Raw genomic sequence first — 23099 nt, forward strand, 5'->3', positions numbered from 1 at the left:
GGCCGGCTGAAGGACTGGAGACGCGTTGCCACCCGATACGACAGATGCCCGGAAACCTTCTTCTCCGCTATCGCCCTCGCAGCAACCGTCATGTTCTGGCTCTGAAACTCAATGAGTCTGGAGCCTAACAAAGTTACGCAGGTTACAGGATTTTCAGATATAGACAGAAAGAGGGAGGCAGAATTTAGGGTGTGGGCGGCTACATATCTTGATGCCGCCCAGCGCTGGCAGGTCACCGTTTCCGATGCAGCGGCACTACTTCCGCACCGCCCTCCGGGCCTTTCAGGTGCGAGGCCAGGACACCCCCGACCTGATCCGCGGCCACCCGCAAGGGGTCTGTCGCGAGATGGGCATAGCGGGCGGTTGTCTTGACGTCCCGATGCCCCAGAAGCGCCCCGATCACCGGCAGGGACGCACCGCCCGCCACCATCACAGACGCGAAGGAATGGCGAAGGTCATGCGGGCGCACATCGGCCAACCCTGCCGCTTTGCGGATGATCCCCCAGGGGTCTTTCAAGTTCACCAGCGGGACTTCGGGGTCGCTGTAGTCCCCGCCTCGGATCACAAAGCCCTTGCCCGAGTCCGGACGCTCTAGCCCTTCCAGGACTTCCAGCGCGGCCGGGGGCAGCATAAGCGGCTTCCGGCCCGTCTTGCTGTCTGGCAGGTTGGCCCGTCCGGCCTGCCAGTCGATCCACTCCCACCGCAACCCGAGGATTTCACCGCGGCGGGCACCCGTGAAGATCAGAAGGCGGATAGCCGCCACGGCCCATTTGCTTACGCGTACGGGCTTCACCTTCCCGTCCTCGATCAGCACCAGCTCAGCCCGGTCAGCCGCGCCCAGCGCCTCGCCCAGCGCTGCAAACTCGGCCGGGGAAAGAAAGCGCTCACGTGGGGTTTCCCGGTACTTCTCGACTTCCCCGCACGGATTGGAATGCTTTTCCCGGTAGCCCCAGGTTTCGGCCAGGGTAAAGGCCTTGGACAGGGCGGCGCGGGCGCGGTTCGCCGTGGTCGGCTTGCTGGCCAAGCGCGCATGAAAGCGGGCAATGTCCGCCTCGGCCACGTCAGACACTTTCAGCTTGGCCAGAGGGTCCTTGCAGATGATCCGCTGCACCAGGTCAGACACATAGGCAACCGTGCTGGGCTTGTTCCGCACCTTCACATGGCTTTTCAGGTACTCGCCCATCAACTCAGCCACGGTCAGGGACTTGCGCTTGACGATCTTCTCCCCCGCAGGATCGCCACCGGCTGCCACCTCGGCCGCCCAGCGCTGGGCAACCTCGCGAGCCTGATCTGGGGTAAGCGCTCCGTGCTGCCCGATCACGCCCCAGCGGACCCGTCCAGCTCGGCCACCGCCAACCCGATACTTCAAGACATAGGTCTTTCCGCCTGTCGTTCCGACCCGAATCCCGAAGCCGGGCAGGTCTGTATCCCAGGCCACATAGCGGATGCCCGAGGGTTTCAGGGCGTCAACCGTCCGTTTCCCGATCTTGATGCTCTCGGCCATTGCTTCCCTCTGGCTACCACCGGGCTACCACGGGGCTACCACCGAAGGTGAAATCTGATGCAACCCCATGCAAGATAGATGGGCTCTAATCGTAGGTTTTGCAAGGCAAAATGCAACTCGGTGCAGTATGCGGCAAGACGGCGAAAGACTGTAACCCTAAGATTGTGGATCTGGGGGTCCCCCGTTCGAGCCGGGGAGGCGGTACCATCCGAAACAGGGCCCGGGCAACTCGCCCGGGCCCTTTTCCTTTGTCGGTCCGCGGCGGATATGCTCATCTGGCCAAGGCAGAGCGGGGGCCTTGCATGAATGCACAGGGGCAGGATTGGGACGACCTTCGGCTCTTCCTCGCCGTGGCGCGGGCCGGATCGCTTTCGGGCGCGGCGCGGGCCCTGGGGGTTACTCATTCCACCGTCTTCCGCCGCATCGGCGCCTTCGAGGAGCGGCTGGGCGTGCGGCTCTTCGACCGGCTGCAGGGCGGCTATGACCTGACCGCCGCTGGCGAGGAGATGCGCGAGTCGGTCCTGCGCATCGAGGAGGAGATCGCCGCGCTGGCGCTCAAGGTCACCGGGCAGGACCAGCGGCCGACGGGGACGATCCGCATCACCGCCACGGATTTCCTGGCCCAGGCGCTGCTGCCGGCGCATGTCGCGGCGTTCCGGGCCGAACGGCCGGGGATCGAGATCGAGGCCATCGTCTCGGACACGGTGCTGGACCTGACCCGGCGCGAGGCGGATATCGCGCTGCGGATCGGCAATCCGGGGCAGGAGGCGCTGGTCGGGCGGCGGATCGGGCAGCTGGCCTTTGCGGTCTATGCCGCAAGGGGCAGGGCGGGCGATCCCGGGACCGGGGACTGGGTGGGCTATGGCGCCTCGCACGGGCCGCTCAGCCGCGCGATGGCGCGGTGGTGGCCGGGAATGCGGCAGGTCTACCGGACCAATTCGATCACGGCGGCGCAGGCGGCGGCACGGGCGGGGATCGGCATGGCCGCCCTGCCTTGCGTGCTGGCCGACCGGGATCCGGGCCTTGTCCGCCTCTGTCCCTTGCCCGAGCCCTTTGCCCTGGACCTGTGGCTCCTGACGCATGAGGACCTGCGCCATACCGCGCGGATCCGCATGTTCCTGGATTTCATGGGCACGGCGGTTCAGGCCGAGGCCGACCTCCTGGAGGGCCGCCGCCCCCTGGGGCAGGTGCCGGCCGTGGATTGACGGCCGGCGCTTGCGATCACTCCAGCGCCTGCCAGTCGGGGTGTTCGAAATGCTCGCCATAGGCGTTCAGCGCCTGGACGATCGTCACTGCGCCGGGCTCGATCTCGCCGGCTTCCAGCGCCGAGGTGCCGACGGCCATCTCGGCCAGCACGCCGTGGAACTGCTCGTCCACTGCCGGGTCCAGCTTGCAGTTCTCGATCATGAAATCGACCTGGGTCTGCACATCGGCGGCAAGGGTCCTGGCGGCCTCGGGCGTGAGCGAACCGCCATGGATCGCCTCGAGGTTCGCGGCCATCGCGCCGCGGATCGCGCTCATGCCCTTCACCATGTTCTCGTCGCCCTGCCATTTCGCGCCGTTGTTCAGCACGAGCTCAAGGGACGAGGCCGAATGGCCTTCGTGGCCGGCGGTCTGCGCCGTGGTGAGGCCGGGGGCGGCCAGCGACAGCGCAAGGGCGGTGGCCAGGGCGGCAAGGGATCTTCCGGGTTTCATGGGTCTCTCCTCAGGGATGCAGCGGATTTGCTGCATGAGAGGAAGATAACCTGTCCGTCCGCGCACAGGGATTGGCCAATGCCGCAAGTGGTCTTTGCAGGAATGTTCAGGAAACGGCGAGCCGCCCGGTCAATCCGGGCGGTCCTTTGCCGCGTCATGCGGCCTTTTGCAGAAGGCGTCGCGCAACACGGTGACGATCAGCGCCGCCTCCTCGCGCGCGAGGTGATAGATCACGCTTTTCCCCTCGCGGCGGGTGTTGACGATGCCTTCCGCGCGCAGCCGCATCAGCTGTTGCGAGACGCTGACCGGGCTGGCCCCCAGCGCCTCGGCCAGTTGGGTGACGTTGCGCTCGCCATCGACGAGCAGGCAGAGGATCTGCAGGCGCCCCTCGTGCGAAAGCGACTTCAGAAGCGCCACTGCCCGCGACGCCTGTTCGGCCGTGCCGCCGAAGCCTTCCAGGATCTCTGCCATGCTCATTCCACCTTATTCGAAAGCGCAGCCCTTCTTCAGCCCGAACGCCCGGAAGACCATCGCCGCGGGGCAGAAGCGGGTGAAGGAGGATTGCAGCAGGTTCAACCCGATGAAGACGGTGAACCAGACGAAGTAGGGCGAGACATAGGTCGTCAGCACGACGCTGAGAAGGACCATGACTCCGGCGAAACGCAGAACTGCAGCATCAAGCGACATTTTCGGACCTCATCCTTTGGTGGTTGCTTTCAGTTTGTCGATCCCCAGCGCCTTCAGCGCCAGGTGTTCGTAGAAGGGTTCCGACTGGCCCTTGCGGAGTTTGTGAATGAAGTATTTCTCGAACCCCGCCTTGGCCAGGTGGACCCATTTGCCCGACGAGGACCAGTTGACGTTCCTCGGCGGAATCTGCGGCTGCGCGACGAAGGCGATGCCCCCGTCGCCGAAATCGGCCAGGCAGACGGCATTCCAGGTGCCGATGCTGTCGGGCTCCTTCCCACGCACCAGGTTGCCGATGTTGTGCGCGGTGGCGGTGACCATGCTTTCGATCATGAAGCCGGTCTTCGGCACGCCGACCGGAACCGGAGTCGGACCCATGGGCGGGATCGCGACGCAGACGCCGACGGCGAAGATGTTCTTGAACTTCGGGTTCTGCTGGTGCTTGTCGACGATGGTGAAGCCGCGCGGGTTCGACAGTCCGTCGATCCCCGAGACCGCCTTGATGCCCCGGAAGGCCGGCAGCATCATCGAGAAGGCGAAGGGCAGGTCCTTCTCGGCCTTGACGGCGCCGTCCTCGCCCACTTCCTCGACGAACATGTGGCCGTCCTCGACCCGCTTGACGCGGGTGTTGGTCATCCACTTGACATGCTTCTCGCGCATCTCGGATTCCAGGAGGCCCTTGGTGTCGCCGACCCCGTCAAGGCCGAGGTGGCCGATATAGGGCTCGGGCGTGACATAGGTCATCTGCACCCGGTCGCGGACGCGGGCCTTGCGCAGCGCGGTTTCCAGGATGAACAGGAATTCGTAGGCCGGGCCAAAGCAGCTGGCGCCCTGGGCCGCGCCGATGATCACCGGGCCGGGGTTCTCGACCAGTTTCTCGAACACCGATTTCGCCGCCTCGGCATGGTCGATGTGGCAGACCGACTGGGTGAAGCCGCCATGCGGGCCGAAGCCGGGGATCTCGTCGAAGGCCAGTTCCGGCCCGGTGGCGATCACCAGGAAATCGTAGGAGACGGATTTGCCGTCCACCAGTTCGATCCGGTTCTCCTCGGGGTGCAGGCGCTCGGCCGCGACGGGGATGAAGTCGATCCCGCGCTTCGACATCGCGGGGCCGAGGTCGACGGTGATGTCGGCCCGGTCGCGCCAGCCGACGGCGATCCAGGGGTTCGAGGGCACGAAGTGGTACTTCGGGTCCTTGGTGACGACCGTCACCTTGTCCTCGGGCCTGAGCTGGTCCTTCAGCTCGTAGGCCATGATGGCGCCGCCAAGTCCGGCCCCCAAAACAACGACATGTGCCATTTCAGTCTCCTCGCTGATGGTTCATGAGCATAATCATCGGTCTGAATGGACTGGCCGTCCTTGATCCCGCGCATTTCCTCATGTCCGGAACACGCGATAGATGGCCGGGATGACCAGGACGGTCAGCAGGGTCGAGGTGAGCAGCCCGAAGAACAGCGACAGCGCGAGCCCCTGGAAGATCGGGTCGGCCAGGATCACCACCGCGCCGATCATGGCGGCGATGGCGGTCAGGAGGATCGGCTTGAAGCGGATCGCCCCGGCCTCGATCAGGAGGTCTACGGTCACCGGCTCGCCACCGGGCTTGCCGTGGCGGATGAAGTCCACCAGCAGGATCGAGTTGCGCACGATGATCCCGGCCAGCGCGATGAAACCGATCATCGAGGGGGCCGAGAAGGGCGCGGCGAACAGCCAGTGCCCGGCCATGATCCCCAGGAAGGTCAGCGGGATCGGGGTCAGGATCACCAGGGGCAGCTTGAACGAGCCGAACTGCGCCACGACCAGGATGTAGATGCCCAGCAGCGCGATGGCAAAGGCAGCGCCCATGTCGCGGAAGGTGACGAAGGTCACTTCCCATTCGCCATCCCAGAGCAGGGTGACGACATCCTCGTTCTCGGGCTGGCCGTTCAGGGCGATCACCGGCTTCTGGCCTTCGGGCCAGTCCATCTTCTCGATCTCGTCCGCGACGGCCAGCATCCCGTAAAGCGGCGCCTCGAAATCCCCGGCCAGTTCGGCCGTGACCATCTCGGCGTTGCGGCCGTTGTGGCGGAAGACGGGGAAGCTGGCGGCTTCCTCCTCGATGCGGATCACGTCGCCCAGCTCCACCACCCCCCGTGCGCCGGGCAGGGCGTTGGCGGGAATGGGCGTGGTCAGGAAGCGTTCGTCCAGCACCCGGTCGGCGGCATCGCGCTGCACGACCAGCGGGATCGGCAGGCGGCCTTCGCCGCGGTGGGAATAGCCGACCGTCTGCCCGCCGTTCAGCAGCGCCAGCGTGTCGAACACGTCCTGCTCCTGCACGCCATAGAAATCCAGGTTGTCGGTCGAGATCGTCGCCCGCAGCCGCCGGGCCTGGGTGCCGAAGCTGTCGTCCACGTCGACGACGAAGGGCACGGCCTGGAAGGCCTCGCGGATCTTCGCGGCGGCTGCGCGGCGGGTCTCGGCGTCGGGGCCATAGACCTCGGCCAGCAGGGTGGAGATCACCGGCGGGCCCGGCGGGGGCTCGACCACCTTCAGGCTGGTGCCTTCGGGCACGGAAAGCGCGGCCAGCCGCTGCCGCAGATCCAGCGCGATGTCGTGGCTTTCGCGGTCGCGGTCGCCCTTGGGGGTGAGGTTGATCGCGACCTCGCCCAGCTGCGGCTCGCTGCGGATGTAGTAGTGCCGCACGAGGCCGTTGAAGTTGAAGGGCGCGGGCGTGCCGGCATAGGTCTGCACGCTGGTCACTTCCGGCAGGCCCAGCACCACATCCGCCACGTCGCGCGCCACGCGGTCGGTCGCCTCGACCGAGGCGCCCTCGGGCAGGTCGATCACGACGCTGAGCTCCGACTTGTTGTCGAAGGGGAGGAGCTTGACCGTCACGTCGCGGGTGTAAAGCGCCGCGAGCGAGCCGAAGGAGAGGGCGGCCGTGACCAGGAGGAAGGTCAGGCTGCGGGCCTTCGAGGCCAGGATCGGCCGGGCGACGCGGGTATAGCTGCGCGCCAGCCAGCCGCCGTGGTGGTGGCCCGCAGCCGCCGCCATCTCGCCATGGGCGGGGCCGTGGTCGACCCGGCCCGCGATCTTGACCATCAGCCAGGGGGTGATGATCACCGCCACGAAGAAGGAGAAGATCATCGCCGCCGAGGCATTGGCCGGGATCGGCGACATGTAGGGGCCCATCAGGCCGGAAACGAACAGCATCGGCAACAGCGCCGCGACCACGGTCAGGGTGGCGACGATGGTCGGGTTGCCGACCTCGGCCACCGCCTCGATGGCGGCCTGCAGGCGGGGCTTCCTGCGGTCGAGGCCCCAGTGGCGGTCGATGTTCTCGATCACCACGATGGCGTCGTCGACCAGGATGCCGATACTGAAGATCAGCGCGAAGAGCGACACCCGGTTCAGCGTGTAGCCCATGATCCAGGCGGCAAACAGCGTCAGCAGGATCGTTACCGGGATCACGATGGCGACCACGACGGATTCACGCCAGCCGATCGCGAACAGGACCAGCGCGATGATCGAGACGGTGGCGAGGCCGAGGTGGAACAGAAGCTCGTTCGCCTTCTCGTTCGCGGTCTCGCCATAGTCGCGGGTGACGGTGACGGTCACGCCCTCGGGGATCAGCTTCGGTTCCAGCGCATGGACCCGGTGCAGCACCTCCTCGGCCACGACCACGGCGTTGGCTCCGGCGCGCTTGGCGATGGCCAGCGTCACGGCGGGGCCCCCCGTGGTGGCGCCGTCCACGGACGTCAGATGCGAGACGATGGTGTCCCTGGTGTTCTCCACATAGCGCACCGTCGCCACGTCCGAGACATAGACCGGCCGCCCGTCGCGGGTGGTCAGGAGGAGGTTCGCCACTTCCGCCGGCGCGGTCAGCGTCTCGCCGGCGACGAGGTCGATCATCTGGCCCTGGTCGCGCAGCTTGCCGGTGTTCAGCGTCCGGTTCGCCTGCGCCACCTTGCCCGCCAGCTGTTGCAGCGTCACGCCGTAAAGCGCCAGCCGGTCCGGGTCGGGTTCGATCCGGATCGCGTCCTGGGCGTCACCGACCAGGTAGGTCAGGCCGACATTCCCGGTCTTGGCGACCTCGGTCTGCAGGGTGCGGGCGATACGGGTCAGCTCGTTCGCGGTCAGATCCTCGGCCGACAGCGTCAGCGTCAGGATCGCCACGTCGTCGATGCCGCGGCCGACGATCAGCGGTTCGGGGATGCCGACCGGAATCCGGTCGATGTTGGCGCGCACCTTGTCATGCACCCGCAGGATCGCGTCCTCGGACCGGGTGCCGACCTCGAAGCGGGCGGTCACCATCGCGGAATCGTCGCGGGTCGAGGAATAGACATGCTCGACGTCGTTGATGCCCTTGACGATGACCTCAAGCGGTTCCGTCACCAGCTTGACCGCATCCTCGGCCTTCAGGCCCTGGGCCATGACGTGGATGTCGACCATCGGCACCGAGATCTGCGGCTCTTCCTCGCGCGGCAGCGAGATCAGCGCCACCAGCCCCGCCGCCAGCGCGGCCAAGATGAACAGCGGCGTCAGGGCCGAGTTGATGAAGGCGCGGGTCAGGCCGCCCGCGATGCCCAGGGGGTGCTTCCCTTCAGTCATGGGAGACCTCGGCGGCCGGAACCACATCGTCACCGGCGACAAGGCCGCTGATCACCTCGACCATGGCCACGCCGTCCACTTCGTGGGCCTCGCCGGGGATGATGGCACGAAGCGCGGTGCCCCCGGCGGTGCGCAGGCCGACGAAATCCAGCCCGGCGCGGGTGCTGATCGCCGAGGCCGGGACCAGAAGCGCCTCGCGCTCGCCCACCGGCAGGCGGACCAGCATGCGCGCGCCGATATGGGTGTCGGGCAGGCCCTCGACCTCGACATCGGCGACGACACGGCCGCCCTCGATCAGCGGATAGACGCGGGCCAGGGTGCCCTCGCGGTCGCCCATCCCGTTCGAGAGCCGGATCCTGTCGCCTTCGGCCAGCGAGGCGGCGTGCCGCTCGGGCACCGCGATGCGCAGGTAGGTGCCGCCGCCGCCGACGACGGCCACGACCTCACCCGGCATGGCGACCGCGCCTTCGGTCACCGGCACGTCCAGCACACGGCCCGCGACCGGGGCCAGCACCACGCCTTCGCGGCTTTGCTGGTCGATCACCTGCGACTGGGCGTCCAGTGCGGCGATCTGGCCCTTCAGCACGTCGACCTGGGTGCGCAGCGCGTCGACGCGCTGGGTGGTGGTGACGCCGTTCGCCAGAAGCTCCTCGCCCCGCTTCAGATCCGACTCGGCATTGGCAAGCTGGGCCGAAAGCGCCTTGCTCTGGGCGGCAAGAGCCGCGCGCTGGAAGTCGAGCTTGTCGTCCACGATCCGCGCCAGTTCCTGCCCGGCCGTCACCTCGTCGCCCTCGGTGACCGAAAGTTCGACCAGCGTGCCGCCAAGGCGGGCGCGGGCCGGAATGCGGTCGCGCGCCTCGACCGTGCCGTAGACGGCCTTCCATTCGGTGATGGTCGTCGGGGCAACGGGTTCGGCCAAGGCGGGCAGGGCGAATGTGGTAAGGAGGAGGGCGCGGAGAAGAGGCATGCGACTCGGGTCCTGATCTGTGTCTTGTCACTTATAAAGCTTTGAAGATGATAAAATCAAGAGCCTTGCCCGCGGATGGCCGGACAAGATGGTTGACAGTTTTTGGATCGTTCCATATCAAGTTTTGGAACGATCCAGAATCGATGGGGGAAAGATGCGCTGGGGATTGGTCGGGGCAAGCACGATTGCGGCCGAACATGTGATCGGCGCCCTGCGCGCAGCCGGGCAGCAGGTTTCGGCGCTGCACAGCGGCAATCCGGCCCATGCGCGGGACTATGCGGCGGCGCAGGGGATCGCGGCGGTCCACGACCGGCTGGAGGATCTGCTGGCCGATCCGGGGATCGGGGCGGTCTACATCTCCTCGACCAATGAAAAGCACCGGGATCAGGCGCTGGCTGCGGTCGCGGCTGGCAAGCATGTGCTGTGCGAGAAGCCCCTGGCGATGACGGTGGCCGAAGCGGCCGGGATGGTGCGCGCGGCCGAGGCGGCCGGACTGGTCTTCGCCACCAACCACCACCTGCGCTGTTCCGGCTCGCACCGGGCGGTGCGCGACCTGATCCGCGCGGGGCGCATCGGTCGGGTACTGTCGCTGCGCCTGTTCCACGCCGTACATCTGCCGCCGCATCTGCGGGGCTGGCGGATCAACGACGCGGGCGCGGGCGGCGGGGTGATCCCGGACATCACGGTGCATGACGCCGACGTGGCGCGGTTCCTGCTGGGCGAGGATCCGGTGGCCGTGGTGGCGCAGATGGGGGCCTCCGGCATGGGGCAGGGGGTCGAGGATTCGGCGATGTCGGTCTGGACCATGCCCTCGGGCGCGATGGTGCAAAGCCATGAAAGCTTCACCCATCCTTTCGCCGGCTCGGGCTTCGAGGTGCATGGAGCCGAGGGGTCGATCTTCGCGCGGGGGGTGATGACGCAGCTCCCGCTGGGCGAGGTTGAACTGGTGACGGCCTCGGGCCGCGCGGCGGTGCCGTTCCCGGCGCACAACCTCTACGTCCAGGGGATCACGGATTTCCTCTCGGCCGTCGCAGGCGGCGGCCAGCCCGCCGCGACCGGCAGGGACGGGGTCGCCTCGCTGGCCGTGGCGCTGGCGGTGCGCGAAGCGGCGCGGACCGGGGTCCGGCAGCTGGTGGATTACGGGAGGTCTGCATGAGCAAGGTCGTTTCAGCGTCCGAGGCCGCGGCGCGCATCGCGGATGGCGCGGTGGTGACGGTGTCCTCCTCCTCGGCCCTGGGCTGTCCCGACCTGGTGCTGCAGGCGCTGGGCGAAAGGTTCCGCGCCGAAGGCCATCCGAAGGCGATCACCACGCTGCATCCCATCGCGGCGGGGGACATGTATGGCGTCAAGGGCATGGACTGGATCGCGCAGGACGGCCTCCTGGCCCGGGTTCTGGCGGGGTCCTACCCCTCGGGATCGTCGAACCTGCCGATGCCCGAGATCTGGAAGATGATCGTCGAGGACCGGGTGGCGGCCTACAACGTGCCCTCCGGCATCCTGTTCGACATGCACCGCGAGGCCGCCGCCCGCCGTCCGGGCGTGCTGACCAAGGTGGGCATGGAGACCTTCGCCGATCCGGTCCGCGAGGGTTGCGCGATGAACCCCCGTGGCATGGCGGCGCCCATCGTGAAACGGGTGGAGTTCGGCGGCGAGACCTGGCTGCACTTCCCCAACATCCAGCCCGACGTCTGCATCCTGCGCGCCACCACGGCGGACGAGAACGGCAATCTCACCTACGAACACGAGGGGGCCTATCTCGGCGGCCTCGAACAGGCCATCGCGGCGCGGAACAACCGGGGGCTGGTCATTGCGCAGGTCTCGCGCCTGACCGCTGCCGGGTCGCTGCGCCCGCATGACGTGCGGGTGCCGGGGCATCTGGTGGACCTGATCGTGCTCGACCCCGACCAGAAGCAGACCTGCGAGACGCCCTACGACCCGGCGATCTCGGGCCAGATCATGCGGCCCTGGTCCAGCTTCCATCTGGCCGAGCATGGCGTCGAAAAGGTCATCGCCCGCCGCGCCGCGCAGGAGCTGGAGGGCGGGATGACGGCGAACCTCGGCTTCGGGATCTCGGCGATGGTGCCGCGCATCCTGCTGGAGGAGGGCCACCCCGAGGCCGTGACCTGGGCCATCGAACAGGGCGCGGTGGGCGGGATGCCCCTGACCGGCTTCGCCTTCGGCTGCGCGTCCAACGCCTGGGGCTACATCCCCTCGCCGCAGCAGTTCATCTACTTCCAGGGCGCGGGCTTCGACCTGTCGTTCCTGTCCTTCCTCGAGATCGACGTCGAGGGCAACGTCAACGTCTCGAAGCTGGGCAAGAAGCCCTATCTGACCGCCGGCTGCGGCGGTTTCGTGGACATCACGGCCCATGCGCGGAAGATCGTGTTCTCCGGCTGGTTCGAGGCCGGCGCGGATGTGCGCCTTGGGGCAGGGGGGCTGACCGTCGCGAGCCCCGGCAAGTTCTGCAAGATGGTGGAGAGGGTCGAGCATGTCACCTTCTCGGGCAGCCGCGCGCGGGAACAGGGGCAGGAGGTGCTCTACGTCACCGAACGCTGCGTGATCCGGCTGACGGACAAGGGGCTGGTGGCGACCGAGATCATGCCGGGCATCGACCCGGCCCGGGATATCGTCGCCGCCTCGCAGGGCCGTGTCATGGTGGCCGAGAACGCCGTCACCATGCCGCTCAAGCTGCTGGCCGAAGGTCCGATGGGGTGGCGGCCATGACCGGCGTCCGCCTGCATATCGCCGGGGGCCTGGCCGAGCTGCGGCTGGACAACCCGGCCAAGCTCAACTGCTTCACGGTCGGGATGCTGGGCCAGCTCGCCAGCCATCTGGAGGTCATCGAGGGCCGCCCGGAAGTGCGCGCCGTGATCGTGACGGGCGAGGGCGAGAAAGCTTTCTGCTCCGGCGCCGACATCAATGCCTGGGGCGGGCTTTCCCCCGCCGACTTCGCCCGGAACTGGGTGCGCGGCGGGCATCGGATCTTCGACCGGCTGGCGCGGCTGGCCAAGCCGACCATCGCGGCGCTGAACGGCCATGCCTTCGGCGGCGGGCTGGAACTGGCCGCCGCCTGCGACGTCCGGGTGATCACGCCGAAAGCCACCATCGCCCTGCCCGAGGCCGGGGTGGGGATCGTGCCGGGCTGGTCCGGCTCGCAGCGGCTGGCGCGGTTGATCCCTGAGGGGATGGTCAAGGAAATGGCCCTCTTCGGTCGCCGCATCGGGGCGGAGCGGCTTTTGTCCTGCGGCTTCGTCGCCGAGGTGGCCGAGGACGCCCGCGCCGCCGCGCAGGAGATCGCCGAAAAGGCCGCCACCCTGTCGCCCCGTGCGACCGAGATCACCAAGGCGATGATCCACGCCGGGCAGGGCGAGGACAGCGCCGCGCTGATCGAGGCGCTGGGTTCGGCCGCCATCGCCGCCAGCGCCGACCGGCAGGAGGGCGTCGCCGCCTTCCAACAGAAACGCAAAGCCGAATTTCCGGGAACCTGAGATGCTCGACCTGACCGTTATCCCTTCCACCGGCGCGACGCTTCCCGAGGTCCGGGTCAACCGGCACTGGATCAACGGCGCGTTTGCCCCGGAAGAGGCGGCAGGCTGGACCGAACGGGTCTCTCCCTCGCATGGGGTGGCGGTCAGCCGCTCGCAGCGCGGGACCGCGGAAGATGCCGAAGCCGCCATCGCCGCGGCCCGCGCCGCCTTCGACGACGGGCGCTGGAGCGGGCTGTCCGGCAAGGCCCGTGCAACCGTCCTCCTCAAGGTCGCCGAGCTGATCGAGGCCAACGTGGACCGGATGGCCCTGATCGAGACGCTGGAATCCGGCAAGCCGATCACCCAAGCGCGGGGCGAGGTTTCGGGGGCGGCCGACCTCTGGCGCTACGCCGCTTCCCTTGCGCGCACATTGCACGGCGACAGCCACAACTCCCTTGGCCAGGACATGCTGGCGGTGGTGCTGAAGGAGCCCATCGGCGTGGTCTCGATCATCACGCCCTGGAATTTCCCGTTCTGGATTCTCTCCCAGAAGCTGCCCTTCGCGCTGGCGGCGGGCTGCACCTGCGTGGTCAAGCCCTCGGAACTGACGCCCTCGACCACGGTGATCCTCGGCGAACTCCTGGCCGAGGCGGGCCTGCCAGCGGGCGTGGTCAACATCGTCCTCGGCTACGGCCAGCCGGTCGGCGCGACCCTGGCCAGCGATCCGCGCGTCGACATGGTGACCTTCACCGGCTCCACCGCCGTGGGCAAGGGGATCGCGGCGGCGGCCTCGGGCACACTGAAGAAGGTCGCGCTGGAGCTTGGCGGCAAGAACCCGCAGGTGATCTTCCCCGACGCGGATCTTGAAGGCGCCGCCGATGCCGTGGTCTTCGGCGTCTATTTCAACACCGGCCAGTGCTGCAACTCGGGCAGCCGGATCATCCTGCACGAGGACATCGCCGAGGCCTTCACCGCCCGCGTGGTGGAACTGTCGAAGCAGGTGGCTTTCGGCGATCCGCTCGACCCCGCGACGCAGGTCGGCGCCATCGTGACCCCCGAGCATGGCGCGAAGATCGACGCCCATGTCTCTGCCGCCCGCAAGGCCGGGGCGCGGGTCGAGATCGGCGGCGCGGGCCTGGCGGTGCCGGGGTTGGGTGCGCAGTTCTACCAGCCCACGGTGGTCACCAATGTTACCCCCGACATGGCCATCGCGCGGGAAGAGGTGTTCGGCCCGGTCCTCACCGTCCTCAACTTCCGCACGCTTGACGAGGCGCTGACCCTTGTGAACGATGCCGACTACGGCCTGAGCGCGGGCGTCTGGAGCGAGAATGTCCACACCTGCCTGAGCTTTGCGAGAGGAGCGCAGGCGGGCACGGTCTGGACCAACACCTGGATGGACGGCTTCCCCGAAGTCACCTTCGGCGGCGTCAAGCAATCGGGCCTTGGCCGCGAGATCGGCCGTTTCGGCCTGGACGAGTTCATGGAGATCAAGTCGCTGGTGATGCGGATCGGCCGCACGCGCGCGCCTTGGGTAAGACCCCGCTGACCGCGGGCAAGACATGCGCATCATAAGGGAGGAACCAACAATGCGCCTTTTCGGAAAGACCCTTACCGCTGCGGCGGCCCTGGCCCTGACTACCTCGGTCGCGCTGGCCGAGGATGTGGAAGTCCTGCACTGGTGGACCTCGGGCGGCGAAGCCGCTGCGCTGAACGTGCTGAAGGAGAACCTGGCCGCGGGCGGGACCGGCTGGGTCGACATGCCGGTCGCGGGCGGCGGCGGCGAGGCGGCGATGACCGCGCTCCGTGCCCGCGTCACCGCAGGCGACCCGCCCACCGCGGTGCAGATGCTGGGCTTCGACATCCTCGACTGGGCCGCCGAGGGCGCGCTGGCCGACCTGACCGCCACCGCGCAGGCCGAGGGCTGGGACAAGGTCGTCCCCGCCGCGCTGCAGGGCTTCTCGACCCATGACGGCAAATGGGTCGCCGCCCCGGTCAACGTCCACTCGACCAACTGGGTCTGGATCAACAAGGCCGCGCTCGACGCCACCGGCCTGGGCGAGCCGACCACCTGGGAGGAACTGGTCGCCGTTCTCGACAAGATGAAGGAAAACGGGATCACGCCCCTTGGCCACGGCGGCCAGCCCTGGCAGGAAGCCACCGTCTTCGACGGCATCGTCCTCGGCATGGGCGGCGATCTCTACAGGAAGGCCTTCATCGACCTCGACCCCGCTGCCCTGGGTGGGCCGGAGATGGCGGAGGCCTTCAACCGTCTGATCAAGCTGCGCACTTACGTCGACGACAACTTCTCGGGCCGCGACTGGAACCTGGCCTCGGCCATGGTGATCAACGGCGAGGCCGGGATGCAGATGATGGGCGACTGGGCCAAGGGCGAGTTCCTGAAGGCTGGCAAGGTGCCGGGCACCGACTTCGTCTGCATCCGCTTCCCCGGCACGCAGGGCTCGGTCACGTTCAACTCCGACCAGTTCGCGATGTTCAACCAGGCGGATGCCGCCAAGCAGGAAGCGCAGATCGCCATGGCCAAGGCGATCATGGACCCGGCCTTCCAGTCGGCCTTCAACGTGGTCAAGGGTTCGGTCCCGGCGCGGACGGACGTGCCGAACGACGCCTTCGACGACTGCGGCAAGAAGGGCATGGCCGACCTGGCCGAGGCCAATACCAACGGCACGCTCTACGGCTCGATGGCGCATGGCCATGCCGCGCCTGCGGCGGTGAAGAACGCGACCTATGACGTGATCACCGCGGCCTTCAACGGCGAATATGCCGATGGCGCCACCGCTGCCGCGGCGCTGGCCGAAGCCGTCGCCGCCGCGCAGTAATCGCACAAAGGGGGCGGCCCCGGTCGCCCCCCGCAAATTCCTTCGAAGGAATTTGGCAAAAGTTTTCGAAAACTTTTGGCCCCTGGATCAACGGGAGGGACCCATGGCCGCTACCGAGGCCGATTTCCGCACGAAGTTGCAGGACTGGCTGCCGAAGCTCGTCCTTGCACCCTCCTTCGCCGTGACGCTGCTCTTCGTCTACGGCTTCATCCTCTTCACCGTCGTCCTGTCCTTCACCGGCTCGAAGATGCTGCCGCGCTACGACTGGGTCGGCTTCGAGAACTACCAGAAGCTCTTCGCGCTGCCCGCGTGGAACACCGCGCTGGTCAACATCGCCATCTTCGCCACGCTCTATATCGTCATCTGTACCCTGATCGGCCTGATGCTGGCGATCTTCCTCGACCAGAAGATCCGGGGCGAGGGGATGCTGCGGCCGATCTACCTCTACCCGATGGCGCTGAGCTTCATCGTCACCGGCACGGCCTGGAAATGGTTCCTCGACCCCGGCATCGGGCTGCAGCGGATCATGCAGCAATGGGGCTGGGAAAGCTTCACCTTCACCTGGATCAAGGACGGCGAGATGGCGCTCTACACCATCGTCATCGCCGCCGTCTGGCAGACGAGCGGTTTCGTGATGGCGATGTTCCTCGCCGGCCTGCGCGGCATCGACAACGAGATCCTGAAGGCTGCCCAGATCGATGGCGCCTCGAACTGGCAGCTCTATCGCCGGATCGTGATCCCGCTCCTGCGCCCCGCCTTCCTGTCGGCCTTCGTCATCCTCAGCCACCTCGCGATCAAGTCCTATGACCTCGTCATCGCGCTGACCGGCGGGGGCCCGGGCCGGGCGACCGAGATGCCCGCGACCTTCATGTATTCCTACACCTTCACACGGAACCAGATGGGCATCGGCGCCTCCTCTGCCGTGATCATGCTGATGACCATCGCGGCGATCATGGTGCCCTACCTCTATGCCGAGCTGAAGGAGAAGAAGGCATGAGCGCCGTCACCCAGGACACCGCCGTCTCCACCGGCCGCGCGACACGGGTCTTCCTCTACCTGATCCTGATCCTTTTCGCGCTCTTCTACCTCCTGCCGCTCTACGTCATGGGGGTGAACTCGCTGAAACCCCTGCCCGAGATCACCGGCGGCAACATGATGGCGCTGCCCCAGACCTGGACACTGGACCCCTGGCGTTCCGCCTGGTCCACCGCCCAGATCGGGGTGGAGCCCACCGGCCTTCGTCCCTATTTCCTGAACTCGATCCTGATGGTCGTCCCCGCGGTCGCCATCTCCACCATCGTCGGCGCGCTGAACGGCTATGTCCTGACCAAATGGCGCTTCCGGGGCGACACCTGGGTCTTCGGGCTGATGCTCTTCTCCTGCTTCATCCCGTTCCAGATCATCCTCATCCCGATGGCCGTGGTCCTTGGCAAACTCGGCCTCGCAGGCTCGGTCCCCGGCCTGATCCTCGTCCATGTCGTCTACGGGATCGGCTTCACCACGCTCTACTTCCGCAACTACTATGCCTCCTTCCCGACCGAGCTGATCCGCGCCGCGCAGATCGACGGGGCCGGGTTCTTCCGCATCTTCTGGCGCATCCTCTTGCCCGTCTCCGGCCCCATCGCCGTGGTCAGCGTGATCTGGCAATTCACCAACATCTGGAACGACTTCCTCTTCGGCGTCTCCTTCGGCGGCACTTCGCAGCCGATGACGGTGGCGCTCAACAACCTCGTGCAATCCTCCACCGGCGTGAAGGAATACAACGTCCACTTCGCCGGCGCGATCCTTGCCGCGCTTCCCACCCTCTTCGTCTACATCGTCGCAGGCCGCTACTTCGTGCGCGGGCTGATGGCGGGCTCTGTCAAAGGATAACGCCATGGGCTTTCTCGACATCCGCAACGTCACCAAGTCCTACGGCCAGGTCGAGGTGCTGCACCGCGTCGACATCGCGGTCGAGGAGGGCGAGTTCCTGGTCCTCGTCGGCCCCTCCGGCTGCGGGAAATCCACGCTTCTGAACATGATCGCCGGGCTGGAGGCCATCACCGGCGGCGAGATTGCCATCAAGGACCGAGTGATCAACGGCGTCCACCCGTCGAAACGCAACATCGCCATGGTGTTCCAGAGCTACGCGCTCTACCCCAACATGACCGTGGGCCAGAACATGACCTTCGGGCTCGAAATGCACGGCGTCCCGAAGCCCGAGCGCGACAAGGCCCTCGTCTCGGTCGCGAAGCTCCTCCAGATCGACCACCTTCTCGACCGCAAGCCCGGCCAGCTCTCCGGCGGCCAGCGCCAGCGCGTCGCCATGGGCCGGGCGCTGGTCAGGAACCCCGATGTCTTCCTCTTCGACGAACCGCTCTCCAACCTCGACGCCAAGCTCCGCGTCGACATGCGGACCGAGATCAAGAAGCTGCACCACAACCTCAAGACCACCATCGTCTATGTCACCCATGACCAGATCGAGGCGATGACGCTGTCCACCCGCATCGCGGTGATGAACAAGGGCCATGTCCAGCAGCTCGGCACCCCGAAGGAGATCTACGACACCCCGGCCAACGTCTTCGTCGCGACCTTCATGGGCTCGCCCGCGATGAACATCGTCCCGGCCACCCTGGTCATCGAAGGCGGCCGGCCCCAAGCCGCCGTCACCGATGCCGAAGGCCAGGTCCGGCACCTCCGCTTCAGCCAGCCCGGTCTCGCGGCCTGGGAGGGCAAGCCGATCCTCCTCGGCATCCGCCCCGAGGCGATCACCGACCCCGAGGGCGCGGACCGCAAGTCCGGCAACATCGTCGCGCTGAGGAACCGCGTCACCGTCACCGAACCCGCCGGGGCCGACACCTTCGTCACCATGACTCTGTCGGGCAAGGATGCCATCGCCCGGATGCGCGCCGACGCCAATGTCGTGGCGGGGCAAGCCTTCGACTTCGCGGTGAACATGGAAAAGGCCGTCGCCTTCGACCCCGCGACCGAGGAGCGCATCGCCTGATGCAGCCTGACGTGATCATCATCGGCTCCGGCATGGGGGGGGCCACGCTGGCCGCCGCGCTCGCCCCCACCGGCCGCCGCATCCTGATCCTGGAACGCGGCGAGCGGCTGAAGGATTCGCCCGAGGCCCGCGACCCCGCCGCCATCTTCCAGCGCGGGCATTTCAAGCCGAACGAGACCTGGCGCGACATCTCCGGCGCGCCCCTGCATCCCGGCAACTACGCCTATGTCGGCGGCAACACCAAGTTCTACGGTGCGGTCCTCCTGCGCTACCGGGCCGAGGATTTCGCGCCGCTCCGCCACATCGACGGCACCACCCCCGGCTGGCCGATCGGTTACGCCGACCTCGAACCCTTCTACTCGAAGGCCGAAACCCTCTACCGCGTCCGGGGCGACGTCGCAGGCGACCCGACCGAGCCGCCGCATTCCGCCCTCTATCCCTTCCCGCCGGTCCCGGACGAGCCCGACATCGCCGCTCTCCGTGCAGCCTTCGCCGCCCAGGGCTTCCACGTCTCCGCGCTCCCCCTCGGGGTCGACATCGACGCATGGCTGAAACGCGCCCCCACCGGCTGGGACGCCTTCCCCTGCACCACCGGCGCCAAGTCCGACGCCGAAAGCTGCGGACTGGCCGAGGCGCTGAAACACCCGAACGTCACCCTGCAGACCGGCACCAAGGTCATCCGCATCCTGTCGCAAGGCCGCCGCGTGACCGGCGTGGAAGTCGAAAGGGCAGGGGCCCGCGAGACCCTTGCGGCCCCCCTCGTCGTCCTCTCCGCCGGGGCGATCCTCTCCTCCGCCCTTCTCCTCGCCAGCATGAACGACGACCACCCGAGCGGCCTCGCCAACCGTTCCGACCAGGTCGGCCGCAACTTCATGAACCACAACCTGACCGGCATGGTCGCCCTGAACCCCTTCCGCCGCAACCGCACCACCTATGAAAAGACCATCCAGGTCAACGACTTCTACCTGACCGGCGGCCCCAACGGCGAACCCTTGGGCAACATCCAGATGCTCGGCCGCATCACCGGCCCGATCCTTGCGGGGGAATCCGGCCTGCCGCTCTGGCTCTCCCGCCTGATGGCCGACCGCTCGATCCACATCATGGCCATGTCCGAGGACCTGCCCGACCCGAACTCGCGCGTGCTGTGGAAGAACGGCGAAGTCGTGCTGGACTGGAAGAAGACCAACACCCGCGCCCATGACCTGCTGGTGAGCCGCCTGAAACAGGCGATGCGCAAGGCGGGCTGGCCGATCACACTCGCCCGGGGCTTCCCGAAATCCAAGCCCAGCCACCAATGCGGCACCAACCGCATGGGCGCTGACCCCGCAACCTCGGTCGTGGACCCCAACCTCAAGGCGCACGACCTCGACAACCTCTGGATCGTGGACGCATCGGTCCTGCCCACCTCCGCCGCCGTCAACCCCTCGCTCACCATCGCCGCCCTCGCGCTCCGCGCCGGCCACCACATCGCGAGGATCGCATGAGCCCCCTCGCCCTCGTCACCGGCGGCCAGCAAGGCATCGGCCTCGGCATCGCCCAGGCCCTCCGCGCCCAAGGCTTCCGCCTCGCCATCGCCTCGCTCCCCTCGCCGGACCAAGCCGCCGAGGCGATGCGGACCCTCGGCCCCGAGGCGCGCTACTACCGGCACGACCTTGCCGATCTTGCCGCCATCCCCGCGCTGCTCGACCGGATCGCGGCCGAACAGGGCCCCGTCGACGCGCTGATCCAGAACGCCGGAGTGGCCGCCAGAATCCGTGGCGACATGCTGGAAATCACACCGGAAAATTTCGACTGGATCATGGGCATCAATCTGAAGGGCGGCTTCTTCCTCGCCCAACAGGTCGCCAAACGGATGCTGGCCAGCACCAGCCCGCACTACCGCTCGATCACCTTCGTCACCTCCGTCTCGGCCCGGATGGCCAGTCCCGAGCGCGCCGACTACTGCATCTCCAAGGCCGCCGCCTCGATGGCTGCGCAATCGCTGGCGCTGCGGCTTGCCCCGCACAACATCGGTGTCTTCGAGCTGCGCCCCGGAATCATCGCCACCGGCATGACCGAGGCCGTGCGGGACAAATACGACGCCCGCATCGCCGGCGGTCTCGTCCCCGCAGGTCGCTGGGGCCAGCCGTCCGACATCGGCCAGGCGCTGATCCCGCTGGTCACCGGCCGGCTCGCCTTCGCCACCGGCGCGGTGATCCCCGTCGACGGCGGCCTCTCCATCGAAAGGCTATGAGAATGCAATCCGCCCGACATCCCTCGCGCCGGACGGCACGAAGCGCCTCCCTCCCCCCACCGTGGGGGAGGGCCGGGGTGGGGGGGCCCCGCCACCGGCCACCGGGAGCCCGACATCCAACGGGGACCCCCCATCCCCTCCCCACGGGGGGGAGGGAAGGCGCTCCATCGAAACCCGGCGCCGGACGGCACACGGCGAGGGCGACATGACCTACGACTACATCATCATCGGCGGCGGCTCTGCCGGCTGCGTCCTCGCCGCCCGGCTGACCGAGGATCCCGCCGCAAGGGTGCTGCTGCTGGAAGCCGGGGGCCGTGACCGCCATCCCTTCTACCACCTGCCCGCCGGTTTCGCGAAGATGACCAAGGGCATCGGCTCCTGGGGCTGGCAGACCGTGCCGCAGCGCCACATGCGGGGAATGCAGATCCGCTACACCCAGGCCAGGGTCATCGGCGGCGGCTCCTCGATCAACGCCCAGCTCTACACCCGCGGCAATGCGCTCGACTACGAGGACTGGCGCCAGATGGGCTGCATCGGCTGGGGCTATGAGGACGTGCTGCCCTGGTTCCGCAAGTCCGAGTTCAACGACACCCACGCCGACCGCTACCATGGGCAGGACGGCCCGCTCGGCGTCAGCCAGCCCCGCGCACCCCTGCCGATCTGCGAGGCCTTCTTCGCCGCCGGGGCCGAAATCGGCATCCCGCGCAACCGCGACTTCACCGGCGCGGCGCAGGACGGGCTCGGCTACTACCAGCTCACCCAGCGCTGGTACCGCCGCTCCTCCACCGCCACCGCCTTCCTGAAACCGGCGCTGAAGCGTCCGAACCTCGCGCTGAAGACCGGCGCGCAGGTGCTGCGCATCGTCACCGAGAAGGGCAGGGCCACCGGCGTCGAGACCCCCGAGGGCATCCTCCGCGCCACGACCGAGGTGATCCTCGCCTCCGGCGCCATCGGCTCGCCGCGCCTCCTGCAACTCTCCGGCATCGGCCCAGCCGACGACCTGCGACGCCTCGGCATCCCCGTGGTCCTCGACCGCCCGCAGGTGGGCAGCAATCTTCAGGACCACCTCGACCTCTTCGTCATCGCCGAATGCACCGGCCCGCACACCTACGACCGCTACGCGAAACCCCACTGGTCGGCGCTCGCGGGTCTGCAATACCTGCTGACGCGCAAGGGCCCCGTCGCCTCCTCGCTTTTCGAGACCGGCGGCTTCTGGTACGCCGACCGCTCCGCGCGCAGCCCCGACATCCAGTTCCACCTCGGCCTCGGCTCCGGGATCGAGGCAGGGGTCGCCGCCATGCCGCAGGGTGGTGTCACCCTCAACTCGGCCTTCCTGCGCCCAAGGTCGCGCGGCACCGTCCGCCTCGCCTCCGCCGACCCGAAGGCCGCCCCCCTGATCGACCCGAACTACTGGCAAGACCCCTACGACCGCGAGATGTCGATCAAGGGCCTCAAGCTCGCACAAGAGATCATGCGCCAGCCCGCCCTGAAACCCTTCGTCCTCGCCGAACGCCTGCCGGGGCCGGAGGTCCGCAGCGACGAGGACTACATCGCCTACGCCTGCCGCAACGCCAAGACCGACCACCACCCCGCCGGCACCTGCCGCATGGGCAGCGATCCGGAGGCCGTGGTCGACCCGCACCTCCGCTTCAACGGCATCGACAACCTCCGCATCGCCGATGCCTCGATCATGCCCACCGTCGTCTCCTCCAACACCAACGCCCCGACGATCATGATCGCCGAAAAGGCCGCCGACATGATCAAGGAAGCCCGCAGATGATCCGCCACATCGTCCTGATGAAAGCCCGCCCCGAGGTCAGCGAAGCCCACATCGCCGCCATCTTCGCCGACCTCCATGGCCTGAAGCTCCCCGGCATCCTCGCCATCCACTCCGGCCGCAGCCATAGCCCCGAGAGGATCGAACGCGGCTACCTGCACGGCTTCACCGTCGACTTCGCCGACTGGGACGCGCTGGCCGCCTACCAGGCCCACCCCGACCACCGGCGCGTCGGTGCCGCCCTCGTCGCCGCGGCGCAAGGCGGGCTCGACGGCATCCTCGTCTTCGACCTGCCTGTGGCCGGGACCGGACCATGACCTTCCTCTTGGCCGAAATACTCGCGGGGGGTCTGGGGGGCGAAG

The 23099-nt window shown here is 67.6% G+C and carries 20 protein-coding genes and 1 pseudogene; 14 read left to right on the plus strand and 7 right to left on the minus strand.

Annotated features, from left to right (window positions below; translation table 11 throughout):
- A pseudogene (locus tag I7S92_RS06475) lies at nucleotides 1–105 on the plus strand (IS5/IS1182 family transposase); the annotation flags it as partial.
- A gap of 127 nt (nucleotides 106–232) precedes the next feature.
- Here I7S92_RS06475 and I7S92_RS06480 read toward each other — a convergent pair.
- Entirely contained in the window at nucleotides 233–1504 is a 1272-nt protein-coding gene (locus I7S92_RS06480; RefSeq protein WP_197642680.1) for a site-specific integrase, read from the minus strand.
- A gap of 302 nt (nucleotides 1505–1806) precedes the next feature.
- Here I7S92_RS06480 and I7S92_RS06485 point away from each other — a divergent pair, with 302 nt between their 5' ends.
- The gene (locus I7S92_RS06485) at nucleotides 1807–2709 is read left to right on the plus strand and encodes a LysR family transcriptional regulator (RefSeq protein WP_197642681.1); all 903 of its coding nucleotides are present in this window, start codon (nucleotides 1807–1809) and stop codon (nucleotides 2707–2709) included.
- 16 nt (nucleotides 2710–2725) lie between these two features.
- Here the strand turns inward: I7S92_RS06485 and I7S92_RS06490 are convergent, their stop codons facing one another.
- From I7S92_RS06490 to I7S92_RS06515, 6 genes are all read right to left on the minus strand, one after another.
- Complete coding sequence (locus I7S92_RS06490; protein ID WP_197642682.1) at nucleotides 2726–3199, minus strand: hypothetical protein; 474 nt, start codon at nucleotides 3197–3199, stop codon at nucleotides 2726–2728.
- Nucleotides 3200–3328: 129 nt separating this feature from the next.
- On the minus strand, nucleotides 3329–3670 hold the full coding sequence (locus I7S92_RS06495) for an ArsR/SmtB family transcription factor (RefSeq protein WP_242070096.1): 342 nt from the start codon (nucleotides 3668–3670) through the stop codon (nucleotides 3329–3331).
- Between the two features lie 12 nt (nucleotides 3671–3682).
- Complete coding sequence (locus I7S92_RS06500) at nucleotides 3683–3886, minus strand: YgaP family membrane protein (RefSeq protein ID WP_197642684.1); 204 nt, start codon at nucleotides 3884–3886, stop codon at nucleotides 3683–3685.
- A gap of 9 nt (nucleotides 3887–3895) precedes the next feature.
- A complete protein-coding gene (locus I7S92_RS06505) occupies nucleotides 3896–5182 on the minus strand; it encodes an NAD(P)/FAD-dependent oxidoreductase (RefSeq protein WP_197642685.1) in 1287 nt (428 codons plus the stop codon).
- Between the two features lie 78 nt (nucleotides 5183–5260).
- Nucleotides 5261–8470, minus strand: coding sequence for an efflux RND transporter permease subunit (locus tag I7S92_RS06510; RefSeq protein WP_197642686.1), 3210 nt, complete (start codon nucleotides 8468–8470; stop codon nucleotides 5261–5263).
- Nucleotides 8463–9437: an efflux RND transporter periplasmic adaptor subunit gene (locus tag I7S92_RS06515; RefSeq protein WP_197642687.1), complete on the minus strand. Its 975-nt coding sequence runs from the start codon at nucleotides 9435–9437 to the stop codon at nucleotides 8463–8465. The genes I7S92_RS06510 and I7S92_RS06515 overlap by 8 nt, the downstream gene beginning before the upstream one ends.
- Before the next feature lie 154 nt (nucleotides 9438–9591).
- On the opposite strand from I7S92_RS06515, the gene I7S92_RS06520 reads away from it, so the two are divergent.
- From I7S92_RS06520 to I7S92_RS06575, 12 genes are all read left to right on the plus strand, one after another.
- Nucleotides 9592–10593 (plus strand): Gfo/Idh/MocA family protein, encoded by a 1002-nt coding sequence (locus I7S92_RS06520; protein ID WP_197642688.1) that lies wholly within the window; start codon nucleotides 9592–9594, stop codon nucleotides 10591–10593.
- Nucleotides 10590–12161: an acyl CoA:acetate/3-ketoacid CoA transferase gene (locus I7S92_RS06525; protein ID WP_197642689.1), complete on the plus strand. Its 1572-nt coding sequence runs from the start codon at nucleotides 10590–10592 to the stop codon at nucleotides 12159–12161. Before I7S92_RS06520 ends, I7S92_RS06525 begins: the two co-directional genes overlap by 4 nt.
- Entirely contained in the window at nucleotides 12158–12925 is a 768-nt protein-coding gene (locus I7S92_RS06530; RefSeq protein WP_197642690.1) for an enoyl-CoA hydratase/isomerase family protein, read from the plus strand. Before I7S92_RS06525 ends, I7S92_RS06530 begins: the two co-directional genes overlap by 4 nt.
- Nucleotide 12926: 1 nt before the next feature.
- Entirely contained in the window at nucleotides 12927–14450 is a 1524-nt protein-coding gene (locus I7S92_RS06535; RefSeq protein WP_197642691.1) for an aldehyde dehydrogenase family protein, read from the plus strand.
- A gap of 40 nt (nucleotides 14451–14490) precedes the next feature.
- Nucleotides 14491–15741 carry an ABC transporter substrate-binding protein gene (locus tag I7S92_RS06540; protein ID WP_197642692.1) on the plus strand — a complete coding sequence of 417 codons (1251 nt, stop codon included), beginning with the start codon at nucleotides 14491–14493 and terminating at the stop codon, nucleotides 15739–15741.
- A 103-nt stretch (nucleotides 15742–15844) separates the two neighbouring features.
- On the plus strand, nucleotides 15845–16738 hold the full coding sequence (locus I7S92_RS06545; protein WP_197642693.1) for a carbohydrate ABC transporter permease: 894 nt from the start codon (nucleotides 15845–15847) through the stop codon (nucleotides 16736–16738).
- A complete protein-coding gene (locus I7S92_RS06550; RefSeq protein ID WP_197642694.1) occupies nucleotides 16735–17613 on the plus strand; it encodes a carbohydrate ABC transporter permease in 879 nt (292 codons plus the stop codon). Before I7S92_RS06545 ends, I7S92_RS06550 begins: the two co-directional genes overlap by 4 nt.
- Before the next feature lie 4 nt (nucleotides 17614–17617).
- On the plus strand, nucleotides 17618–18727 hold the full coding sequence (locus I7S92_RS06555) for an ABC transporter ATP-binding protein (RefSeq protein WP_197642695.1): 1110 nt from the start codon (nucleotides 17618–17620) through the stop codon (nucleotides 18725–18727).
- Nucleotides 18727–20211, plus strand: a complete 1485-nt coding sequence (locus I7S92_RS06560; protein WP_197642696.1) for an FAD-dependent oxidoreductase — start codon at nucleotides 18727–18729, stop codon at nucleotides 20209–20211. Before I7S92_RS06555 ends, I7S92_RS06560 begins: the two co-directional genes overlap by 1 nt.
- The gene (locus I7S92_RS06565) at nucleotides 20208–20960 is read left to right on the plus strand and encodes a 3-ketoacyl-ACP reductase (protein WP_197642697.1); all 753 of its coding nucleotides are present in this window, start codon (nucleotides 20208–20210) and stop codon (nucleotides 20958–20960) included. Before I7S92_RS06560 ends, I7S92_RS06565 begins: the two co-directional genes overlap by 4 nt.
- Before the next feature lie 205 nt (nucleotides 20961–21165).
- Entirely contained in the window at nucleotides 21166–22740 is a 1575-nt protein-coding gene (locus I7S92_RS06570; RefSeq protein ID WP_197642698.1) for a GMC family oxidoreductase, read from the plus strand.
- Nucleotides 22737–23054 carry a Dabb family protein gene (locus tag I7S92_RS06575; RefSeq protein ID WP_197642699.1) on the plus strand — a complete coding sequence of 106 codons (318 nt, stop codon included), beginning with the start codon at nucleotides 22737–22739 and terminating at the stop codon, nucleotides 23052–23054. The genes I7S92_RS06570 and I7S92_RS06575 overlap by 4 nt, the downstream gene beginning before the upstream one ends.
- The last annotated feature ends 45 nt before the right edge of the window (nucleotides 23055–23099 follow it).

It is taken from the genome of Tabrizicola soli (assembly GCF_015999335.1).
Classification (GTDB): Bacteria; Pseudomonadota; Alphaproteobacteria; order Rhodobacterales; family Rhodobacteraceae; genus Tabrizicola; species Tabrizicola soli.